This is a genomic window from Gramella jeungdoensis (genome assembly GCF_023805255.1).
GTDB lineage: Bacteria > Bacteroidota > Bacteroidia > Flavobacteriales > Flavobacteriaceae > Christiangramia > Christiangramia jeungdoensis.
Map to the genome: position 1 here is coordinate 1 of NZ_JAMSCK010000003.1, position 21,574 is coordinate 21,574.

A 21,574-nucleotide genomic window follows, 5' to 3' on the forward strand; every position below is an offset into this window, starting at 1 on the left:
AGCGAATGAAAAGCAGGGTTTTTATTGAAAAAATTATAAACAAACCGGAGATTCTATCTGACATACTATCTAAAAAATAGTCCCTGGTTCCCCCGAAGCTTCGGGGCTGGAGGCACCACCTTTAAAACCCGCTTCAATTGGAGCGGGTTTTTTATTTTTATAAAATGCATTTTTTATACATTCTCTATTCTGCAAAAATTGATCGCTATTATGTAGGAGAAACTGCAGATGCAGAATTTCGACTCAACCTCCACAATCAACATTATTTCTCTCAAAGCTTTACTAAGGCTGCTAAGGATTGGGAATTGAAATTAATTTTTAAAACCAGCAACAGGGAAGATGCGCTTTTTCTGGAAAAACTTGTTAAGCGAATGAAAAGCAGGGTTTTTATTGAAAAAATTATAAACAAACCGGAGATTCTATCTGACATCCTATCTAAAAAATAGTCCCTGGTTCCCCCGAAGCTTCGGGGCTGGAGGCACCACCTTTAAAAACCCGCTTCATTTGAAGCGGGTTTTTTTATATTCATCATATGCATTTCTTATATATTATCCATTCTGCGAAAATTGATCGATATTATGTAGGAGAAACTGCAGATGCAGAATTTCGACTCAACCTCCACAATCAACATTATTTCTCTCAAAGCTTTACTAAGGCTGCTAAGGATTGGGAATTGAAATTAATTTTTAAAACCAGCAACAGGGAAGATGCACTTTTTCTGGAAAAATTTGTTAAGCGAATGAAAAGTAGGGTTTTTATTGAAAAAATTATAAACAAACCGGAGATTCTATCTGATATACTATCTAAAAAATAGTCCCTGGTTCCCCCGATGCTTCGGGGCTGGAGGCACCACCTTTAAAAACCCGCTTCATTTGAAGCGGGTTTTTTTATATTCATCATATGCATTTCTTATATATTATCCATTCTGCGAAAATTGATCGATATTATGTAGGAGAAACTGCAGATGCAGAATTTCGACTCAACCTCCACAATCAACATTATTTCTCTCAAAGCTTTACTAAGGCTGCTAAGGATTGGGAATTGAAATTAATTTTTAAAACCAGCAACAGGGAAGATGCGCTTGTTCTGGAAAAATTTGTTAAGCGAATGAAAAGCAGGGTTTTTATTGAAAAAATTATAAACAAACCGGAGATTCTATCTGATATACTATCTAAAAAATAGTCCCTGGTTCCCCCGAGGCTTCGGGGCTGGAGGCACCACCTTTAAAAACCCGCTTCAAATGAGGCGGGTTTTTTTATAGAATTTAATCTTTAGGTAATACTGACTTCCTCAGTCATTAATCTAGGTAAATCCATTTTCTAGATCTAGGTTTTTTAGATTCATTTTATTTGTTCTGAAAAAAGAATTAAACATTTACTGGTTAACTGTAACAATTTGTATATCAGCATGTCCTTTCCATACTATTAATCTAAAAAGTCTGAAAAAATGAAAAAGATCACCTTCTTCCTACTACTACTTCTCTTAATTCCCTTTACCGGTTTTTCCCAGGAGGAGCTTCCAAAAGTTGCCTTTTTGGGCACCTTTCATTTTGGTGAAACGAATGACATGAATAGACTCGAAGCTGATAACCTGATGACAGAAAAACGACAGAAGGAACTGGATGTATTATCAGAAAAGTTAGCAGCTTTTAAACCTACAAAGATTATGGTTGAATGGGAACCGGTTCATTATGACAGAGTCAATAATGAATTGCAGCAGTATTTAGAAGGGCAGCTAAGTCTTAAGAACCTGGAAGTACATCAAATTGCCTTTAGAGTAGCCAAAAAATCAGGACTAAAAGAGATTCTCCCTATAGATCATAAATTAGAGCTTGGAGACTCCGAAATGATGCAATACCTGAATGAAAATGAAAAAATGCCAGAATTTCAAAACCTCATGGGCCAGGTCCAACAGTATTTACAGGAAGAAAGTGCTTTTTTGAAATCTCATTCAATTACAGAGTTCTATTCGAGGTCTAATTCTGAAGAAACCGATAATTTTAACCGTAACATGTACCTGGAGGTACTGCCTAAGCTCTCAAAAGAACCTGGTAATCCGCTCCTTGCCTATACCGGAAACTGGTATAAAAGAAATATTTTTATAATGGGCAATATTGACAGTCATCTGGAACCGGGGGACAGGGTACTAATTTTAATAGGTAATGCTCACCGGGCAATATTAAAGGAGTTCTACAGAAATCGCAATGAGGTTGAATACATAGAAATATCAGATTACCTCAAGTAAAACCCGTTAATTTATGTTGAAACGGGATGCTCCACATTTAAAAATCCGCTTCATCTGGAGCGGATTTTTGATTAATATTTTTCCTAACTCATCCTGTCGTTCACCTGAAGGGAACATAACTAAAAGCAGATCCAGTTTTAAAAGCCGATTGCGGCTCAACTTTTATTACTCCGGATGCTTTGCTAAGGCTTACAAGATCCCCAGAGCCGTTACCATTTACCAGATTTCCGGTCAAAACAGCTTTCTCATGATTGGCAGAAACAAGAAGGAATTTGGTTAAGTCAGTAGAATTTTCAACCTCATCATTCATCCTGATCTCATAGTTTTTTGATGACGCACTCATACAGGCATCCAGCCAGTCGTTAAAATAAATATGAAAATTCACATAGGTACTTACGGGATTTCCCGGAAAGGCAAAAATATGTGTCTCATAGTCCCGATGCATCCCAAACCAGAATGGCTTACCCGGTTGCTGGGCCACCCTATGGAATTTCTTCTGAACCGATAGTTTCTCGAAGATCTCTGGCAGGTAATCATATTTTCCCTTTGATACTCCGCCACTCAGGACGAGAACATCAAAGTTCTTTAACGCAGTGAGGATTCGCTTCTCAAGGATATCCTTTTCATCCGGAATATGCATTAATTCACTTTCAATGTTCAATTGCCTCAAAAGAGCCTGCAGAGAATAAGAATTAGAAGTCCTTATCTGGTGTATCTCCGGAACCTTATCTATAGGCACGAGCTCATTCCCGGTGGAAATAATAGCCACCTTTGGCAGCTTTTTCACGCTTATCCTTTCCTTCCCAACAGTAGCAAGAACACCTATATTTTGTGAAGAGATGGGTTCTCCTTTCTTAAGAAGAACCTCATCTTTTTGTTGATCACTTCCTTTTTTATGAATATTCTGCCCTGGGATGGGACTACTACTTATCCTGGCTTTGCCATTCTCAATATCAACTTCTTCATACATGATTACCGCATCGCAATTATCAGGAAGCACAGCGCCGGTCATAATTTCGAGACAGTTAGCGAAATCTTTCAGTTCTTTCTGCGGATCACCGGCAGCGCAAATTCCCTCTATTTTCAAAGAATCGTTTTCCTTTATATATTTCGAATTCACCGCGATGCCATCTTTTGTAGATCTGTTAAACGGAGGAAAATCCCTATCAGCTAAAATATCTTCAGCCAGAACGCAGCCAATACTATCCATTATATGCACCTGGGTTTCACCAAAATCCATTGCTGTTTCAATCACCTTCTTATGGGCTTCCGTATAACTTATCATGATCTAAAAAATTTCGATTCCGTTGACTAAAATCACCCTGACTCCTACTATAAAGACCATCAAGGCGGTAATCAATTTTATACCCTTGCTGGTTAACCTTTTAATGCTTAGCCTTATTCCTATCTGACCACCAAGAAAGACTGCCAGCATGAGAAACAGGATCTCGGGCACGGGTAGCTCCAGCGTTTGGTTAACGGCCAGCCCGGTTAATCCCGAAACTGAATTCACCAGAATAAAGAAACTGGCGAGTGCCGCGATGCTTATTGACCGGTCCCAATTTAATTGGTTGAGTACCGGGGCGAGAAATATTCCCCCACCTATTCCCACCATTCCTGAAAGCAGGCCAATAGCTCCTCCAATAATATAAGCTAAAACAGGATGGTACTCCCTGATCTCTTCTGAAGTCTTTGGATTTTTCAAGGTTTGCCAGGCCAGAAATATCGCAGATAGGATAAGAGCCACACCCAGAATACTGAAAAAGACCTGTTCCCTTAATTTGAACATTGCTCCCACAAAAGCCAGTGGAATACTTGTGATAATAAAGGGCAGGAATTTCCGCAGGTTGAAATGCCCATTTTTCCAGTAAAGGAAGGTACTTCCAGTAACCACCACAAGATTGCAAATAAGGCCCGAACTACGAATTATAAAAAAGCTTGTGAAAAATAAAGTGAGTATAGCCAGGTAACTGGATCCTCCTCCAAATCCTATAGAGGAATACAAAATCGCGATTATAAAGAATCCGAGACTAATGAGCAGCAGCTCATTTAAGGACAATACCATATTTTTTTATACTGTTTATCCCTCCTTCTACATTTTTCAGCTTCGTGAATTGATGTTTTTTTAAAATTTCGACCGCTTTCCCACTACGAACTCCCGACTGACAAATAAGATAAATATCCTTAAGCTTATCTACAGATGCTATATTTCTTTCTAACTTATCCAGCGGAATATTTACCGAATTATCCAGGCTAAATTCTGAATACTCCTGCGGACTACGCACATCTATTATTTGAATATTTTCTGAAGCCCTGATCTTTTCAAATTCTGAAGCATTTATGGAAGCGGTATCGCAAAACTGCTCATAGGTAGCCTGCAATTCTGAAATGGCGGAATTCTTAGTATCCTTTTTAAATTTTATATGTCGGATGTTCTGGCTCAGGCCATCATAGATCAATAATTTACCGGAAAGTACCTCGCCGATTCCAGTAATAAGCTTTACAGTTTCCAGCGCCTGAAAGGTGCCGATAATTCCAGGAAGCACTCCCAGAACTCCGTTAGTATTACAATCCGGCAATTCGTGGGGTTGTGGCATTTTAGGGAAAAGACATCGGTAAGTAGGGCCATCATTATAATTGAAAACAGAAACCTGGCCTTCAAAACCGTGCAAAGCTCCATAAACCAAAGGCTTCTCCTGAATCACACAAACATCGTTGACCAGGTAACGCGTGGCGAAATTATCAGAACAGTCGATAATAATGTCAAAACCGGCTGCAATTTCTTCAGCATTTTCAGTTGAAAAAAAAGTATCAAAAGGAATGATCTTCGTTTCCGAATTCTGGGCTTTTAATTTAGAAACTATCACTTCAAGTTTAGACTTTCCGTGATCTTTTTCAGAATAAATGACCTGCCGCTGTAAATTCGTAAGTTCTATTTTATCATTTTCAACAATCCCAAGCGTTCCCAATCCCATCGCATTGAGATACTGCAAAACAGGAATTCCCAGGCCGCCGGCTCCTATCACCAGAACCCTGGCTTTTGAAAGCTTCTCCTGCCTTTCCTTTCCGAATTGGGGAAGCCTGGTCTGCCTTATGTATCTGGATTTATTCAAGTTTCACTCAATATTTTCTTTACTTCTTTGTAGTCGTCCTCATCGTTGGCATTCATCAATACCGCATCATCATCGGGATGAATGATCTTAATATCAGAATTGATAAGGAATTTACGCGGACAGGTATTTCCGGTTTCTGAAATGAATTCTTTTGCCAGGTCAAAACTTCTGGGTTCCCAGATAGCACATAAAGGTTCAGGAAGATCTGAGCCTGAAACTGCATAAGCCGTGGCAACTTTTTCCTTTTCTCTTTCTACAATCAGTTTTAAAAGAGCATCTTTATTAAGTAAAGGAAGATCTGTAGCCACTATCAGCCAGGCAGCTTCCGGATGCGTTTTATGTGCGCTTTGCATTCCATTCTGTGGCCCGCGAACTTCGTTCATATCAGCAATAGTCCTGAATTTTTCGGGAATTTCATCTTCCTGATCGCTTCGCACACTTAAAAAAACCTCATCACATACCTCCTGAAGCATTTCGTACAGATGATCTCGCTGGGGTTTTCCATGATACTTTAGAATACCCTTATCTGTCCCCATCCTGGAACTTTTACCGCCTGCCAGTACGAGTCCGTATAACTTAGTTTCCATAATCTTTTTTTCCTCCGGTCTTTTTCTCCAGTTGAATACCTGAGATCACAATTTCATGACTCAGGGCCTTTGTCATGTCATATATTGTTAGCGCTGCAGCCGAAACTCCCGTAAGCGCTTCCATCTCCACTCCTGTTCTTTCAGAACATTTCACCTCACAGCTGATTTCCAGACAATCATCCCCAGGTTCTATCTCAATACCGATCTTTGAAAGTTTTAGCGGATGGCAGAGAGGGATGATATCGGAAGTTTTCTTTACCGCCTGAATTCCCGCAATAACTGCCGTCTGAATGACGCTTCCCTTTTTACTTAGAAAATCCTTTTGCAGCAGATCATTAAAAATTTCAGAAGGAAAGATCACTTTCCCCGAAGCTCTTGCATACCTGGAGGTAATTTCCTTTTCGGAAACATCCACCATGTGCGGATTTCCAGCCGAATCTATATGTGTTAATTTTTTATCCACCTATGCTCGTCATTGAATTTGAATAAATATCCGTACTTCTCTCCTCGGCCTCAAAACCATTTTTTGCCCGGTTGGATATAGCTGCCAGGATCTCATTTTCCACAGGTATGTCCTCCGGTGAATCCCTCAAAATATCTCTCAGGTTCTTTGATGCGGTCGCGTAAAGGCAGGTGATCACATCGCCGGTTGCCGTAACTCTCAACCGGTTACAACTTCCGCAGAAATTACGGGTGAATGAAGGGATGATCCCAAAACTGCCCTTATAGCCTTTAATCCTGTAGTTCACTGAAGTGGATGTCTTTTCAGATTCCAGTTTCCTGATATCGTCGTAATGTGATGCGATATACTCATATATTTTACTATGGTTCCATTTGATCTTCTGAAAACTCCTGCTGCCACCATTAAAAGGCATTTCCTCCAGGAATCTTACCGAAACCCGGTAATGTTTGGTAAGCCTTTCAATAATCGGGATTATATCATGAATGTTCTGATTGTCCAGAACAATGAAATTCACCTTAACCTCAAAGCCCTTCTGTATCAGTTTTAAAAGATTCTGGTAGACTGTCCCGAACTGCTCTCTTCTGGTTATCTTATTGAAGGTAGATTCTTCAATAGCATCCAGGCTCAGATTGATCCTGGTAATTCCCAAAGTTTTTAATTCAGGGATATGTTTTTCGATTAAGGTAGCATTGGTCGTAATGCTTATTTCTTCAAGCTCATCCAGGGTTTTAAGTCTTCTAAGAAGTTTCATAAGGTCTTTCCTCATAAAAGGTTCGCCTCCGGTGATCCTGATCTTTCGGATGCCCTGACCAACCATTATCTTGCTTAGGCGGAAAAGCTCATCAATTGATAAAAGATCCTTACTGTCCGCAAAATTGATCCCTTCAGCAGGCATGCAATAATTACATCTCAGGTTACACCTATCGGTAACCGCCAGACGCAGGTAATCTATTTTTCGAATATGGTTATCTATCAACATTCAATTCAACTTTAGGGATGGGCGCTCACCCAGACTTCATCATCATCAAAAAACTCCTTTTTCCAGATCGGCACTTTTTCCTTTAATGTATCTATTAGATACCTGCATGCTTCAAAGCTACTATCCCGATGTGCCGAAGAGGCTCCAACGATCACCACAGGCTCCTGTACTTTTTTATTTCCAACGGCGTGCTTGATGATTACCTTATTCAGGTTCCATTTCTCTGCGACCTCATCGGCGATCCGGTTCATTTCCTTGATAGCCATATTTTCATAGGATTCAAAAAAGAGATGTGAAACCTTTCTCTTTTTGGTAGCTTCCCTTACAGCGCCAAAGAACACACAAATTCCACCGCTTCCGGGATGTGAAAGTTCTTCATATACTTTCCCGGGATCCAGATCTTCAACAAGTTCAATAATTCTTTCCATATCAACCTCCGCTAACCGGCGGAATTAATGCAATTTCGTCATTTGCCGAGATAGCTTTAGAATCTTCAGCAAACTCCTCATTTATTGCGAAATTAAGCGATGATAAATCCTTTAACCGGGGATATTTAGCATTCAGCAGATCACGCAGGTCTCCAACGGTACCGATTTCTTTAAATTCTCCCGCATCAAACTCAGGTTTCCCAACAATATCTCTGGTAATGCCGAAAAAAAGAATTTTCATGACAGTTTTATTTTAAATGTAAGAAAACTGTTCGTAAAAGCTATACCCTTTACATCTAATTTTACCGCTTAGTGAAATTTTCAAACAGGAAGAATAGCCCTAAAATCCTCGCGTACCTACTAACGAATCCAAAATTCTTGCAGGATTTTGCTAATTGAGCTATCTTCAAATCATGACTCACGAATTCAGGAAACTTATTGAAGTCGCTTTTCTTAACGGGCAGAAGAATATTCGAAATGTTCTGGCGAGTGTAGTGGCACTCGAGGGCTCTTCCTACAGAAAACCGGGAGTTCGCATGCTTATTTCGGAAGAAGGTAAAATGACAGGAGCCGTTAGCGGTGGTTGCGTGGAGAAAGAGATCTTTTACCAGGCCCAGGAAGTTTTTGAGACAGGTAAACCGAAAATGATGACCTATGATGGAAGATACCGGCTGGGTTGCGAAGGAATTCTTTATATACTTCTGGAGCCATTTGAGATCGATGAAAAGTTGCATACTTCCTTCCAGGAAACTTTCAGGAAAAGACAATCATTTAGGCTTATTTCAAAGTATGATAAAAATGTTGAAACCGAAGCTGTCTTAGGGACTCATGCACTGATTCCGGATTCTGAAAAAATCAGTTTTAGGAAGGGGTCACAGAAAGAAGCCAAAGTCAGTTCGGTATTTGAACAGGAAATACCTCCTCTTTTTAAGCTTCTTATCATCGGGGCTGAACACGATGCGGTTCAATTATGCAGCCTCGCCTCAATGATGGGGTGGGAAGTGGATGTGGTGGATTCACCAAAAGACCCGAAAAAGTCTGATAATTTTCCCGGCATTAATAATCTGCATCATCTTTTCCCGGAACAGCTTTCAGAACTGACCTTTGATAAAAATATGGCTGTGGTGCTCATGAACCATAGTTATGTGACCGACCTGAAATTCCTGATATCCCTTAAGGATCTTGAACTCCCATATATTGGTGTCTTGGGATCGGTTAAACGCAGGGAAAAACTCTTTAATGAATTGCTCGAAAGAGCTCCCGAACTTGAAGAGAGTTTCTTTGATTCGATCTACAGTCCGGCGGGTATAAAGATCGGTGCTGAGACTCCACAGGAGATAGGGGTCTCGATCATTTCAGAAATACTTTCCGTGATACGCAACAAAGAAATAGGCCATCTTAGAGAGGAAAATGGCAAAATACATTCGGAAATTGAATAATATTCATATTCTCATTCTTGCGGCCGGTTCATCTTCCAGGATAAAAGAGATCAAGCAGCTTTTAAAATTCAGGGACAAGAGCCTGCTGCAACATGCCCTGGATACCGCTAAAACTTCAAATGCCGAAAAAATTTTCTGTGTTCTGGGTGCTAATTTCGAAACCATTACAGAACAGACGGATACAAACGGAGCCGTAATTCTTAATAATAAGAACTGGCTGGATGGCATGGGGTCTTCCCTGGCCTATGGGGTTAATAAAATATTGGAGCAGGAAAACGATTGTGATGGAATTCTGGTCATGCTGGCCGATCAGCCTTTGATAACAACAGATTATCTGAATTCCATTCTTGAAGCTTTCAGTAAAAATGAAAAGCAGATCATAGTGAGTAATTACGGACAAAAAAATGGAGTTCCTGCTCTTTTTTCAAAAGATTTCTTTCCGCAATTAATTGATCTGAAAGGAGATCAGGGCGCTAAGCATATAATTCGAGCCAATCAGGAAATAGTTATTTCTCTACCAGCCCAAGAAATGTTATTTGATATTGACACCAGGGAAGATTATCTAAAACTCCTTAACAAGGAGGACAATAAATAACTAAATATGAGCTGCTAAGCTTCAGGATAATCTTTACAGACTTCATTTTAAACTCCAGATATTTTAAAAAAAACCTTAACTTTTAGAAAAAATTTTTCGCATGGCAAATTTTAAGATCAACATCAACGGAAAGAGCCAGAATGTAGATGTAGACCCTTCTACTCCTATGTTGTGGGTCTTAAGAGACCATCTAAAGCTGGTTGGAACTAAATATGGTTGTGGTGTCGCGCAGTGCGGTGCCTGTACCATTCACCTGGACGGGACTGCAGTTAGATCCTGCCAGTTAACTGTTTCGGCAGTAAAAGACAAGGAAATCACCACGATAGAAGGTTTATCTGAAAATGGTGATCATCCGGTGCAGAAAGCATGGCTGGAGCACGACGTTCCCCAGTGTGGCTATTGCCAGGCCGGGCAGATCATGTCGGCCAGCGCTTTACTAAAGCGGAATCCTCAACCCAGTGATGAGGAGATAGAGAGAGCAATGAACGGAAATATTTGCCGCTGCGGAACCTATACCCGTATTAAAGCTGCCATCAAAACAGCTTCAGATTCCCAGATCGCCTAATCGTCAGTTTAATTAAAGACCGGAAAAAATGAGTAAAGTAAGAACAGGAATAGGAAGAAGATCCTTTATCAAGAGCGTTTCCCTGGCCGGAGGCGGACTGGTAATCGGTTTTAACTGGCTGGCGTGTAAACGGGCTGAAGAAGCAGCCGGAAAAGAAGTGGCCATGCAAATGCCAGATGAATGGTTTGAAATAAACGGATATCTAAAAATTGGCGATAATGGAATTGTCACCATTTATTCACCAAACCCGGAAATAGGTCAGAATGTAAAGACTTCCATGCCTATGATCGTGGCTGAGGAACTGGATGTGGACTGGAATAATGTGATCGTGGAGCAGGCCCCTCTTAACACCGATATTTTTACCCGGCAGTTGGCGGGAGGAAGTCAGTCTATCAGGCAGGGTTGGGAATCCCTGAGAATGGCCGGTGCTACTGCGAGGCAGATGTTGCTAACAGCCGCCGCCAATCAGTGGGAAGTACCTGTATCTGAACTAAGCGTAGAGAAAGGAATCATCAAGCATAAGAACAGCGATAAATCCATCGGTTATGGTGAGATAGCCAAAGCCGCTTCACAGGTAGAGGTACCGGAAGAGGTTGAATTAAAGGATAATGATAATTTCAAAATTATTGGTACCTCAAGAAAAAATGTGGACGCTAAAAAGATAGTGACCGGCAAGCCACTGTATGGCCTGGATGTTCAGCGAGAAGACATGCTTATCGCAATGGTGGTTCAGCCACCCGCTTTTGGGATGGAATTCAAATCTATGGATGCTGAAAAGGTTAAGGATATGCCCGGTATGGTGGATGTTTTCACCATAGACACCTATCCCGAAGACATGGAAAAGGAATGGAGCGATGTGGCTGCCTTTTCTAAACTGGTTGTCCTGGTTGGCGAATCAACCTGGCAGGTGATGCAGGCCAAAAAAGCATTGAAGGTGGAATGGGAACTCAACCCCGAACTCACAAAAGATATTCAGATTCTAGAAAAATCTGCAGGACTGGAGGATGCCAGTGGTTTGGAGAGCAGCGAATTTCACACTTCCTTAATGGCAGAAGCTGGTTCCAAAAATTCTGAAGTAGTACGTCGGGACGGAAATCCTGAAAAGGCTTTCAAAAATGCGGCAAGGGTTATCGAAAGGACCTATACCTGTCCTTTCCTGGCCCATAACTGTATGGAACCAATGAACTTTTTCGCTAATGTCACTGAAGATAAGGCAGAATTACTTGGCCCAATCCAAACACCCGAATATGCCGAAAAGAGTATCAATAAGCGTTTAGGCTTCGATCTTGAAAATATCGATATACAAATGACCCGGATGGGAGGAGGTTTTGGCCGTCGACTTTATGGCCACTTCCTGGTTGAAGCCGCGGTGATCTCTCAGAAACTGGGCAAACCCGTTAAACTTGTTTATACCCGTGAGGACGATATGACCAATGGTGTTTACCGTCCTGCCTATCATGTGAAATACCGCGCTGCACTGGATGGAAATAACAATCTTACCGCTTTTCATGTAAATGCTGGTGGTATTCCTGAAAGTCCGCTTTTTGCCAATCGTTTTCCTGCAGGTGCTATTGATAATTACCTGGCCGAAAGCTGGACCCTGAAGTCGAATATTTCAGTAGGTGCATTCAGAGCGCCCAGGTCTAATTTCATCGCCGGAGCTGAACAATCCTTCCTGGATGAACTTGCCGAGGAAATGGGTAAGGATCCAATACAGTTCCGTTTAGATATGCTGGAAAGAGCGAAAACCGATCCAGTGGGCGAAAATAATGATTATGATGCTTCACGTTATGCAGGAGTTATAAAACTGGCAAGGGATAAAGCCAAATGGGGTAAGGAAAGCTCAGAAATGAGCAGGGGTGTATCAGCCTACTATTGCCATAATTCCTATGTCGCACAGATCCTGGATATGAGCATGAAGGATAACCAACCGATTATAGATAAGGTAACCTGTGCGGTGGATTGCGGAATAGTGGTAAACCCAGATGCAGCTAAAAATATGGTCGAGGGAGGAACTATTGACGGAATCGGCCACGCCATGTATAGTGAAATGAGCTTCAAGGATGGAGTTCCTCAGCATGAGAATTTTGATACTTACAGGCTAATACGTCATAGTGAGGCTCCAAAAGCCATAGACGTTCATTTTGTAGAGAATGGCATAGATCCTACGGGACTCGGCGAACCTCCATTCCCTCCTATCATGGGAGCGGTCGCCAATGCTCTTTATAAAGCTACAGGGAAGCGTTATTACGATCAGCCTTTCATGAAAGCCCAGTCGATATTGGGTTAGAGACTTATATACTTCTAAAAAAGCCCGCTTATTTAAAGCGGGCTTTTTTCATTCAATCAAAAAATTATACATCAATCAATCCCTATGGTAAATAAGACAATCCGTTTCTTGTCTTCCATAGAAAGTATTTTTCAAACAATATTTTAGAGAAGTCATAAAATACATTGGGTATCATAACCGCGAATTTTCGGGGTTTGAAAAGAGTATCAGACAGTATGATCACTTCTTTTTTTCCGGCATCCATAACACATATGCCAGGTATCTTACCCCAGGCCTTCTCTTTAAGCCTGGTTTTACCTATGGAAATACGATGAATATTCTCTGCTACTATCTTTCCTGTTTCATCAGAAGGATAACCGGTCTTTGGACCAGAAAACGGAACTTTTCCAGGGGTAAAGGGCAGTTTCACATCAACAGCGATCCCTGCCGCCCAGATATCGGGATAGTCTACATGTCTGTAATCATTGGTCACTGGTATGTATCCATTTTGGGTTGCATGTAATCCAGGTGAATTCTGAACAAAATCAACGCCTACAAACGGTGGCATAAGCATGGTGAATTTACTTGGCAACACTTCACCGCTTGTAAGTTCTACCCTGTCTTTAAATACTTCTTTTATGCCCACTTCTGTTCTGTAATGAATATGAAACATTTTCATAAAAGACTTGAGCATGGTCTCTCCTCCTTTGATCCCTTCAATTCCAAAATGGCCAAGAAATGTTTCAGGAGTGATCCAGTACAGATCTACCTTTTTACGGATCTTTTGTTCACGAAGCCATTTTTCAGTATTAAACAAAAACTCATACGCGGCTCCCATACAGCCTGCATTTTGTGTAGCTCCAATAACAATTGGACCAGGATCTTTTTTAAAATCCTCCAGTGCTTTACGGGTTTTCATAGCTCCGTTAGGAGTTCCAATATAATGAGCGTATTCCCTAACACCAGGCGCTACATCATATTTCACTTTTGGCCCGGTAGCGATTACAAGTTGATCATAGGAAACATCTCCCTGGCTTGTTGCAACGATCTTCTTTTTAGGATCTACCAAGATAGCCTCTGCGTTCATAAATTCCACGCCTTTTTTACGGAGTAGCTCATCTTTTCTAAAAGAGATATCCTTGACTTCCCTTCTTCCAAACGGAACCCAAATGAGGGACGGAATAAAAAGAAACACAGGAGACTTATCTATCAGTACAACCTGATGCTCATTTTTACCTTTTCTCTTTAATTCCAGGGCAGCGGTTAAGCCTGCGAAATTCCCTCCTATTATTACAGTTTTCATGACTTCTGATTTTAATACTATAAAGTTAGGACTCAGCATTAAAAAGTATGGTAACAAGTGTTACACATAAACCTGATTTTAGAAGTTTTACAATATAATTGATGGGAAGTATTATGAAGATATGTCTTCTTGAAACGCGTAGCAGGTGTGATAAAAAACAAAATCCTTTCACAGTCCTAATAAAGGGCTGCAAAAGGATTCTGAAGATTTAGTAGTTCAATTCTGGATTATACCATAAAATTAAACATTGTGAATGATCACATTTACTATAGCTCCTAAAACTGCAAGTAATATTAACACTAAAGCTAATGTCACCCCAATTTTGGCAAAAATATTTAAACCTCTTAGGGAACTATTGTAATTGTGAACAAAATCAGTAAAAATTTCCATACGCTGTACTTTTTAATTCACACTCAACTCCCTTAAATTTAACTCCTTATTAGGATGACACAAAAATTAATCGGTGAACAAACAATAAAATAGGCGTAGAACATACTGCCGTTTTTTACTGTCATAAAATCTCGCAATTTCCTCCAAAAAGAAGCTGATTTTCTGCTAATATTTGGTTCAGAAACACTTTGTACTGAGATCGCCTTCTTTTATTCTTAACAGATCTTCAATTAGAAATTAGAGGCTTATGGCGGGTATCATGCCTACTGGCATACATGCCACTACCATCGAGGTCCTGACAGCATTTGCAATCCTACCAGTAAAAAATCAGTATCCCTATTATATTGGGGAAAGTAAAATTATTTTAACCATATTAGAAATACTATCCGACTCATGGTTGCCCTTAAGATATCACCCCTGCCCAGAAGGTAGAATGGAAACATATGTATGCGGTAGATCTTTTAGTAGCCCTAGGTTTACAACGTCCCTTTTTAAATCCGAACTGGCCTTTGATACCGAAAACTATCCTGACCCGGCTAAAATGGAAATTTTCTCAGCCTCCTTCCTGGCGGGTATCCTTGGTTATTTTTATTTGAAATAATCAGAACCTAGAAATAATTACATCCTTATAATCCTGTGGCTCCCCCTTCCCTGGGGACCTTTACCACCACCAAAACTGCTGAATTTATAGGTAAAGCTTAGCATGCCGTAGCGCTGAAGAATAAGGTTATTCACATCCTGGATATAGTCATCCCCAACCATTCTTCGGGTATCAACGTTCTGGTCTAAAATATCATAAACCTTCACCTTTATAGTTGCCTTCTCCTTAAGGAACTGGTATCCCAGGCTAGTACTCCATAATAAGGATGTATTATCAAAGCCGGGCGATACGTTCCCGTATACGTTATAGGAAATATCATTTCCAAATACTACATTTTTAGGCCAGTAAGTGGTGGTTTCCAAAGAAAGGTTATGGTTCACGTAGCTCTGGTCCCGCCCCCGGTTAATATCATAGCTGATGTCGTTATAGGTCAATGAATATCGCGGACTTATTTCCAGAAGTTCATCAATGGCATATGATAAAAATACCGTAGGGCTTAGTGTATACTGATCGGAATTATATTTAACGGCATTAATGAAGCCAACATTATGATTATAATTAGCGCCCAGTCTGAGCCTGTAACGAAACTCGTGCTCATCCTTTTTATAGGTCTTTGTATAGCTTGCCCCAAGATATCCATTTACTACCCCGTCAACATTCGTATAGGTAGTTTGCCGCACAAAATCCTCATTTAAACTACTTACAGCCACCACCTGGTTATTGGTAAAGTTCAGATTGAAATAACTGAAAAATCCACTCCTGGTCGCAAAATCAAAATTCCTGAAATTGAAATTTATTCTTTGATTGAAAGTTGGCTTCAATTCAGGATTTCCCACCACAATATTAAGGGGATTCGTACGATCTTCAACAGGCTGTAACTGCCTTACTGAAGGTACATCAGACCTCGTGCTGTATCCCAGATGCAAACTCTTTGAACGCTCTATAGTGTAACGTACGTCGGCATCTACAAATACATTATTAAAGGTATTATCAAACGAGACGTCATCTATAAAATTATTGGTTTGCAGGGTAGTGTTAAGCAAGCCCAACTCGGTATCTACCCTCCACTTCTCACCTTCATAATTGATCCCGGCGTTAGGGGTATGAATGTAACTTATCAGTTCAAAGTCATTGCTGAGCAACTGATTGAAATTGGTATATTCCCCATTTTCAGCATTAAAAACGCTCCTTGTATTGGTAGATTTTGAAGTATTGAAATTATAATTTATATCAAGGAATAGTTTATCTGCCAGAACGCTTCTCTTAGATGCACCCACTTCAAGTGAATTCCGGTTCTCATCCTGGTCTATGTACTGGTCCTGGATCTCTGTTTCCTGAGAACCATCAGAAATAAAAAGGCTTTCAGAATAATAAAAATTATCATTACGCTGCCTGTCATGAGAATGGTTAAGGTCAAGCTGAAGATATGAACCCCTGCTTCCAAAACGTCTTATAAAATCTATCCTATTAGAAAAATCAACACTTTCCAGATCTTCCGTTTCCCGGGTGCCGGTAGAATTTCGTAATGACATATCTTCATCCAGGGTTTCCTGATCCCTGCTTCGGATTGAAGATCCAAAATTGGCGTTTATCCTCGGCCTGATAGAAAGCCGGGTAAGCGTATCAAATTCGATCTCAAAGCGGGTATTGGCGCGGTGACTATCGTTCATCAGATTACTTTGGCTAAGCGAATTTGTAAAATATCTCGAATCCGGAAGGATATTCTCCCGCTCTACCCTAGTTCTTGTTTCGGTATCGTTACGGCCAAAGAAATAATCTGCACTTAATTCTATTCCATTTTCCCATTCATTCACAAAATTGAATCCGCCGGTTTCAGATTTAGTAATTCCTCCGGAACTCCCAAAACCGTTCCCATTGATGCTGAAGGAACCATCCCCGTTTACCCTTACACTTCTCGCGTTGCCACCCATCATACCAAAGACCTCATCAAAGCTAAAACCCGAACTGTTGATATTATTTGAACTGCCCAAAAGACTAACTCTCATATCTTCCTTGAAATAATTACCGATCCCGCTTAGCTCATAACGATCATCGGTACCTCCACCTGCCGTTAGCCGGGCAAAATATCCTTTATTCTTATCTTTCTTAAGTTCAATATTGATGGTCTTGTTATCGGGATCTCCTGCTTTCCCGGTAAACTCCTCGCTTTTGGTTTTAGTATCGGTAACCTGGACTTTATCTATGATCTCTTTTGGAAGATTTTTCGTTGCGATCTGAGGATCGTTACCAAAGAACTCTTTTCCATTTACCAATATCCTTGATACCGGTTTTCCGTTTACAGTGATATTCCCGTCAGAATCAACCTCTACCCCGGGAAGCTTTTTCATTAGGTCTTCCAGGTTCGCGTCCTGTCTTGTATTAAAGGAATTGGCATTGAACTCAAGCGTATCTTTCTTGATGGCTATAGGCGCCCTGTTTGCCGTAAGGGTGACCTCCTCAAGAGTATTATCCATGACGGCCAGGGGAATATTTCCAAGGCTTATCTGGCTTTCCACCTCCAACGCACGCTTGTGAGGAACATAACCGGTATAGCTTACAAAGAGATTGATTTTTTCAGCTTCGGTTTCACCTTGTAACAGAAAAGAACCATCCTTTTCACTTATCGTGTAACTTACAAGGCTACTATCAATAACCTTTTCAGCATACACGGTGGCAGCTTCTAGAGGCTGAGATTTATTATCGGTGATCTTACCGCTGATTTTAAAATCCTGGGAAAAGCTTAAACTGCTAAAAAAAAGTAAAAGCAGACTAAAATATAAACGCATTAGGAAATCTTATAAGGTTGGTTATTTCAATAATCCATACGGGTTACTGACACAAGTTGTCAAGCCTTAGACTTTTACAAATGTTAAAAGTTTAATCTACGTTTATTTTTTTCTGAAATAAATAGTGACGGGTACCCCCTGGAAATCAAATTCCTTTCTCAATTTATTCTCTATGAACCTTTTATACGGATCACGCACATACTGCGGAAGATTACAGAAAAATGCAAACTGTGGATGCGGAGTTGGCAATTGAGTACAGAATTTGATCTTAACATATTTACCTTTATAGGCCGGCGGCGGATTCTTTTCTATAATAGGGAGCATAATATCGTTAAGCTGACGTGTCTTGATCTTACGGCTTCGGTTCTCAAAAACCTTAACAGCCGTTTCAATAGCCTTGAAGACCCGTTGTTTGGTGAGTACAGAAATGAATACGATAGGAACATCGGTAAAAGGCTCTATTTCCCTGCGGATCATAGCCTCATAATCTTTAAGAGTGTTCGTCTCTTTATCTACCAGATCCCATTTGTTCACAAGAATTACGATACCTTTATGGTTACGATGCGCCAGCCAGAAGATATTCTGTACCTGTCCGTCAAAACCACGGGTAGCATCCAGAACGAGCAAGCAAACATCACAATTCTCGATCGCCCTTACAGAACGCATCACCGAATAGAATTCGAGGTTTTCCTTAACCTTCGATTTTCGCCTGATCCCGGCAGTATCTACCAGGTTGAATTCAAATCCGAAACGATTGTACCGGGTATCCATAGAATCCCTGGTGGTCCCGGCAATATCGGTAACAATATAACGCTCCTCTCCTATTAGCGCATTTATGAATGAAGATTTACCGGCATTTGGCCTACCTACCACCGCGAATCTGGGCAGTTCGGTCTCCTCTTCGGCTTCCGTTTCAGGCAGGGCTTCAACCAGAGCATCAAGAAGGTCTCCTGTTCCACTACCATTTGTACTTGCTATGGGGAAGTATTCACCTAATCCCAGTGAGTAGAATTCCACGGCATTTTCAAGCCTCTTATTATTATCTACCTTATTTACGGCCAGAAGCACCGGCTTTTTCACTTTTCGAAGAAGATTGGCAACCTCCTCGTCCATCGGTGTCACACCAGATTCCACATCTACCATAAAGATGATTGCATCGGCCTCATCAATAGCGAGCTCAACCTGCTTATCAATTTCAGCTTCAAAGATATCATCGCTGCCTTTCACATATCCACCGGTGTCTATAAGTGAAAACTTTTGGCCATTCCAGTCAGATTTACCATAGTGCCTGTCACGGGTCACCCCACTCACAGAATCTACGATCGCTTCGCGACGCTGGATGAGTCGGTTAAAAAATGTTGATTTCCCCACATTAGGTCTACCTACAATAGCAACGATATTGCCCATAACTCAAATTGATTTAAGGGTGCAAAAATAATGGTTTTAAACCAATTAAGCGCCCTTTGTATTAACCTGAAAAGATTATTTTTTATCTGTGTACCCGAATCTACGAAGTTGTTTGGAATCGCTTCGCCAGTTTTTGTTCACTTTAACGTAAAGTTCCAGATGTACCTGTTTTCCAAAAAATTTCTCAAGATCCTGTCGGGCTTCCACTCCTACCCTTTTAAGAGCCGAACCTTTATGACCGATTATGATTCCCTTTTGTGTATCACGTTCTACCATAATCACGCTGCGCATCCTGATGATATTTTCCTCTTCAAAAAATTCATCAGTCTCAATCTCCACACTATAAGGAATCTCTTTCTTATAATGCATCAGTATCTTTTCGCGAATGATCTCGTTCACAAAGAATCGCTCCGGTTTATCGGTAAGTGTATCCTTTGGGTAGAAAGCCGGGGATTCAGGAAGCAATTCCACAATGCGATTAAAGACTTCAGAAATATTAAAACCTTCCAGGGCCGAAATTGGATGTATCTCTGCATTTGGCACCTGTTCCTGCCAGTAAGCAACCTGGTCTTCCAGTTGTTCCTGGTTGGATTTATCGATCTTGTTCAAAAGTAAAAGAACCGGAACTCCAGAATTCCTGATTTTGGTAAAGAAGGCCTCATCCTTCAACGCCTTTTCGCCGATCTCCACAATATAAACCAGCACATCGGCATCTTCAAAAGCAGACTTCACAAAATCCATCATGCTTTCCTGAAGCTCATAGGCGGGCTTAATGATACCGGGGGTATCACTTAATATCACCTGGAAATCCTCGCCGTTCACTATCCCAAGAATTCTGTGACGTGTGGTCTGTGCCTTTGAGGTAATGATAGACAACCTCTCTCCCACGAAGGCATTCATAAGAGTAGATTTCCCTACATTAGGATTCCCAATAATATTCACAAAACCAGCCTTATGTGTCATAGCTCTTCTTCATTCTTTTTGAGACCACAAAAATAGGAAGTTAAAAGCGAGCATTCCACAAAACTTGAAGCAAATTTCAAAATATCAGGGAAATGATTTAATTTTAATACTCATTCCCTTCCGGGAATCAATTTTCATAGTTATTGTACTGCCCCCTAATTCTGCCAAAGTAAAATAATAGAGCTATGCAGAATCAGTATAAAAAAATCATCGAAGATCTTCTTGCCAGTGCCGGGATCAGGATTAATGGTAACAAAAACTGGGACATTCGTGTTTTTAATGAAAGGTTCTACCGGCGAATTCTCAGGGATGGTTCCATGGGACTCGGCGAATCGTATATGGAAGGCTGGTGGGATTGCCCACGCCTGGACGAATTCATTCACCGTATTTTTGAGGCCGACCTGGAGAAAAAGATAAAAAACAGCTTCAGTATAAAGTGGCAGATACTTAAAGCCAGGCTTTTTAATATGCAATCCATTAAAAAAGCCAGAAAATCTATTTCCAGGCATTATGATATCGGGAACAAATTATTTAGAGAAATGCTGGATCCGCTAATGATTTATTCCTGTGGCTATTGGCAAGAAACCAATGATCTTGCACGCGCCCAGGAACATAAACTGGAATTAATCTGCCAGAAGCTTCAGCTAAAACCCGGACAAAAAGTACTTGACATTGGTTGTGGATGGGGAGGCTTCCCATATTATGCAGCTAAAAATTATGATGTGAAGGTTGTAGGGATTACCATCTCGAAGGAACAACAGAAAATTGCACTGGAGAGATGTGAAGGCCTTCCCGTTGAAATCAGGTTACAGGATTACCGTGAGGTTAATGAGGAATTTGACCGGATAGTTTCGATTGGAATGCTTGAACATGTTGGGCATAAGAATCATTCTTCATTCATGAAGACCATAAACCATAATTTAAGGAATGACGGGATATGCCTGCTTCATTTTATTGGTGGCAATGAAACCCGTTACACTACCGATGCCTGGATCAATAAATATATTTTCCCGCAGGGGCTTATCCCATCAATTACGCAAATAGGACAATCCCTGGAAAAAAATATGGTTCTTCAGGATCTTCATAATTTTGGCCTGTATTACGACAAAACTCTAATGGCCTGGCATGAGAATTTTCAAAGAGCATGGCCACGCTTAAAAGAGACCTACAACAATTTCTTCTATAAAATGTGGGAGTTCTATCTCTGCTCTTCGGCTGCAGCATTTAGATCACAAAAACTAAATCTTTGGCAACTGGTAATAACAAAAAGGGAATTTCCTCATATTTATCAGTCCGTTAGACCTCAGAATTTGTCTATCAAGGACTTTATCAATGGATAAAATGCAAATCAGGGTTTTCAAAAATCACGAACCCCTTAATCATAAAGGCCTGAAAATCAAAATTTCATAAAAATCCTAATCTAATTCCAACAGAAGTTGTGC

At 40.6% G+C, this 21,574-nt stretch carries 22 protein-coding genes; 10 read left to right on the forward strand and 12 right to left on the reverse strand.

Features of this window, described 5'->3' with window-relative positions; all coding sequences use genetic code 11:
- The first annotated feature begins 164 nt into the window (after positions 1-164).
- The 4 genes from NE848_RS07675 to NE848_RS07690 all read left to right on the forward strand — a co-directional run bounded on the left by NE848_RS07675 (position 165) and on the right by NE848_RS07690 (position 2,244).
- The gene (locus NE848_RS07675; protein ID WP_252112141.1) at positions 165-446 is read left to right on the forward strand and encodes a GIY-YIG nuclease family protein; all 282 of its coding nucleotides are present in this window, start codon (positions 165-167) and stop codon (positions 444-446) included.
- 86 nt (positions 447-532) lie between these two features.
- Positions 533-814, forward strand: a complete 282-nt coding sequence (locus tag NE848_RS07680) for a GIY-YIG nuclease family protein (RefSeq protein WP_252112143.1) — start codon at positions 533-535, stop codon at positions 812-814.
- 86 nt (positions 815-900) lie between these two features.
- Positions 901-1,182: a GIY-YIG nuclease family protein gene (locus NE848_RS07685; protein ID WP_252112145.1), complete on the forward strand. Its 282-nt coding sequence runs from the start codon at positions 901-903 to the stop codon at positions 1,180-1,182.
- A 264-nt stretch (positions 1,183-1,446) separates the two neighbouring features.
- Positions 1,447-2,244: a DUF5694 domain-containing protein gene (locus NE848_RS07690; protein WP_252112147.1), complete on the forward strand. Its 798-nt coding sequence runs from the start codon at positions 1,447-1,449 to the stop codon at positions 2,242-2,244.
- 100 nt (positions 2,245-2,344) lie between these two features.
- On the opposite strand, the gene NE848_RS07695 is transcribed toward NE848_RS07690, so the two are convergent.
- Genes NE848_RS07695 through NE848_RS07730 form a run of 8 tightly spaced genes read right to left on the reverse strand, consistent with a single transcriptional unit; the run spans position 2,345 to position 8,055 of the window.
- On the reverse strand, positions 2,345-3,529 hold the full coding sequence (locus tag NE848_RS07695; protein WP_252112149.1) for a molybdopterin molybdotransferase MoeA: 1,185 nt from the start codon (positions 3,527-3,529) through the stop codon (positions 2,345-2,347).
- A gap of 3 nt (positions 3,530-3,532) precedes the next feature.
- Complete coding sequence (locus NE848_RS07700; protein WP_252112151.1) at positions 3,533-4,309, reverse strand: sulfite exporter TauE/SafE family protein; 777 nt, start codon at positions 4,307-4,309, stop codon at positions 3,533-3,535.
- Positions 4,290-5,357, reverse strand: a complete 1,068-nt coding sequence (locus tag NE848_RS07705; RefSeq protein ID WP_252112153.1) for a HesA/MoeB/ThiF family protein — start codon at positions 5,355-5,357, stop codon at positions 4,290-4,292. Before NE848_RS07705 ends, NE848_RS07700 begins: the two co-directional genes overlap by 20 nt.
- Entirely contained in the window at positions 5,354-5,944 is a 591-nt protein-coding gene (locus NE848_RS07710; RefSeq protein WP_252112155.1) for an NTP transferase domain-containing protein, read from the reverse strand. The genes NE848_RS07705 and NE848_RS07710 overlap by 4 nt, the downstream gene beginning before the upstream one ends.
- Positions 5,934-6,407, reverse strand: a complete 474-nt coding sequence (moaC, locus tag NE848_RS07715) for a cyclic pyranopterin monophosphate synthase MoaC (protein WP_252112157.1) — start codon at positions 6,405-6,407, stop codon at positions 5,934-5,936. The genes NE848_RS07710 and moaC overlap by 11 nt, the downstream gene beginning before the upstream one ends.
- A complete protein-coding gene (gene moaA, locus NE848_RS07720) occupies positions 6,400-7,386 on the reverse strand; it encodes a GTP 3',8-cyclase MoaA (protein ID WP_252112159.1) in 987 nt (328 codons plus the stop codon). Before moaA ends, moaC begins: the two co-directional genes overlap by 8 nt.
- Positions 7,387-7,397: 11 nt before the next feature.
- Complete coding sequence (locus NE848_RS07725; RefSeq protein ID WP_252112161.1) at positions 7,398-7,814, reverse strand: molybdenum cofactor biosynthesis protein MoaE; 417 nt, start codon at positions 7,812-7,814, stop codon at positions 7,398-7,400.
- Between the two features lies 1 nt (position 7,815).
- On the reverse strand, positions 7,816-8,055 hold the full coding sequence (locus tag NE848_RS07730) for a MoaD/ThiS family protein (protein ID WP_252112163.1): 240 nt from the start codon (positions 8,053-8,055) through the stop codon (positions 7,816-7,818).
- A 172-nt stretch (positions 8,056-8,227) separates the two neighbouring features.
- Here NE848_RS07730 and NE848_RS07735 point away from each other — a divergent pair, with 172 nt between their 5' ends.
- From NE848_RS07735 to NE848_RS07750, 4 genes are all read left to right on the forward strand, one after another.
- Positions 8,228-9,253: an XdhC family protein gene (locus tag NE848_RS07735; protein WP_252112165.1), complete on the forward strand. Its 1,026-nt coding sequence runs from the start codon at positions 8,228-8,230 to the stop codon at positions 9,251-9,253.
- Entirely contained in the window at positions 9,246-9,848 is a 603-nt protein-coding gene (locus NE848_RS07740; RefSeq protein WP_252112167.1) for a nucleotidyltransferase family protein, read from the forward strand. Before NE848_RS07735 ends, NE848_RS07740 begins: the two co-directional genes overlap by 8 nt.
- A 100-nt stretch (positions 9,849-9,948) precedes the next feature.
- Positions 9,949-10,413, forward strand: coding sequence for a (2Fe-2S)-binding protein (locus NE848_RS07745; protein ID WP_252112169.1), 465 nt, complete (start codon positions 9,949-9,951; stop codon positions 10,411-10,413).
- Positions 10,414-10,441: 28 nt separating this feature from the next.
- Positions 10,442-12,703 (forward strand): xanthine dehydrogenase family protein molybdopterin-binding subunit, encoded by a 2,262-nt coding sequence (locus NE848_RS07750; protein ID WP_252112171.1) that lies wholly within the window; start codon positions 10,442-10,444, stop codon positions 12,701-12,703.
- Positions 12,704-12,785: 82 nt separating this feature from the next.
- Here NE848_RS07750 and NE848_RS07755 read toward each other — a convergent pair whose 3' ends face one another.
- A complete protein-coding gene (locus tag NE848_RS07755) occupies positions 12,786-13,985 on the reverse strand; it encodes an NAD(P)/FAD-dependent oxidoreductase (protein ID WP_252112173.1) in 1,200 nt (399 codons plus the stop codon).
- A gap of 637 nt (positions 13,986-14,622) precedes the next feature.
- Between NE848_RS07755 and NE848_RS07760 the strand changes: the two genes are divergently transcribed.
- Positions 14,623-14,976: a Na+/H+ antiporter NhaA gene (locus NE848_RS07760; RefSeq protein WP_252112175.1), complete on the forward strand. Its 354-nt coding sequence runs from the start codon at positions 14,623-14,625 to the stop codon at positions 14,974-14,976.
- Between the two features lie 17 nt (positions 14,977-14,993).
- On the opposite strand, the gene NE848_RS07765 is transcribed toward NE848_RS07760, so the two are convergent.
- The 3 genes from NE848_RS07765 to era all read right to left on the reverse strand — a co-directional run bounded on the left by NE848_RS07765 (position 14,994) and on the right by era (position 20,132).
- A complete protein-coding gene (locus tag NE848_RS07765; RefSeq protein ID WP_252112177.1) occupies positions 14,994-17,762 on the reverse strand; it encodes an outer membrane beta-barrel protein in 2,769 nt (922 codons plus the stop codon).
- Positions 17,763-17,864: 102 nt separating this feature from the next.
- Positions 17,865-19,169 carry a ribosome biogenesis GTPase Der gene (gene der / locus NE848_RS07770; protein WP_252112179.1) on the reverse strand — a complete coding sequence of 435 codons (1,305 nt, stop codon included), beginning with the start codon at positions 19,167-19,169 and terminating at the stop codon, positions 17,865-17,867.
- 75 nt (positions 19,170-19,244) lie between these two features.
- The gene (gene era, locus NE848_RS07775; protein ID WP_252112181.1) at positions 19,245-20,132 is read right to left on the reverse strand and encodes a GTPase Era; all 888 of its coding nucleotides are present in this window, start codon (positions 20,130-20,132) and stop codon (positions 19,245-19,247) included.
- A gap of 185 nt (positions 20,133-20,317) precedes the next feature.
- On the opposite strand from era, the gene cfa reads away from it, so the two are divergent.
- The gene (cfa, locus tag NE848_RS07780) at positions 20,318-21,472 is read left to right on the forward strand and encodes a cyclopropane fatty acyl phospholipid synthase (protein WP_252112183.1); all 1,155 of its coding nucleotides are present in this window, start codon (positions 20,318-20,320) and stop codon (positions 21,470-21,472) included.
- Positions 21,473-21,574 lie beyond the last annotated feature (102 nt).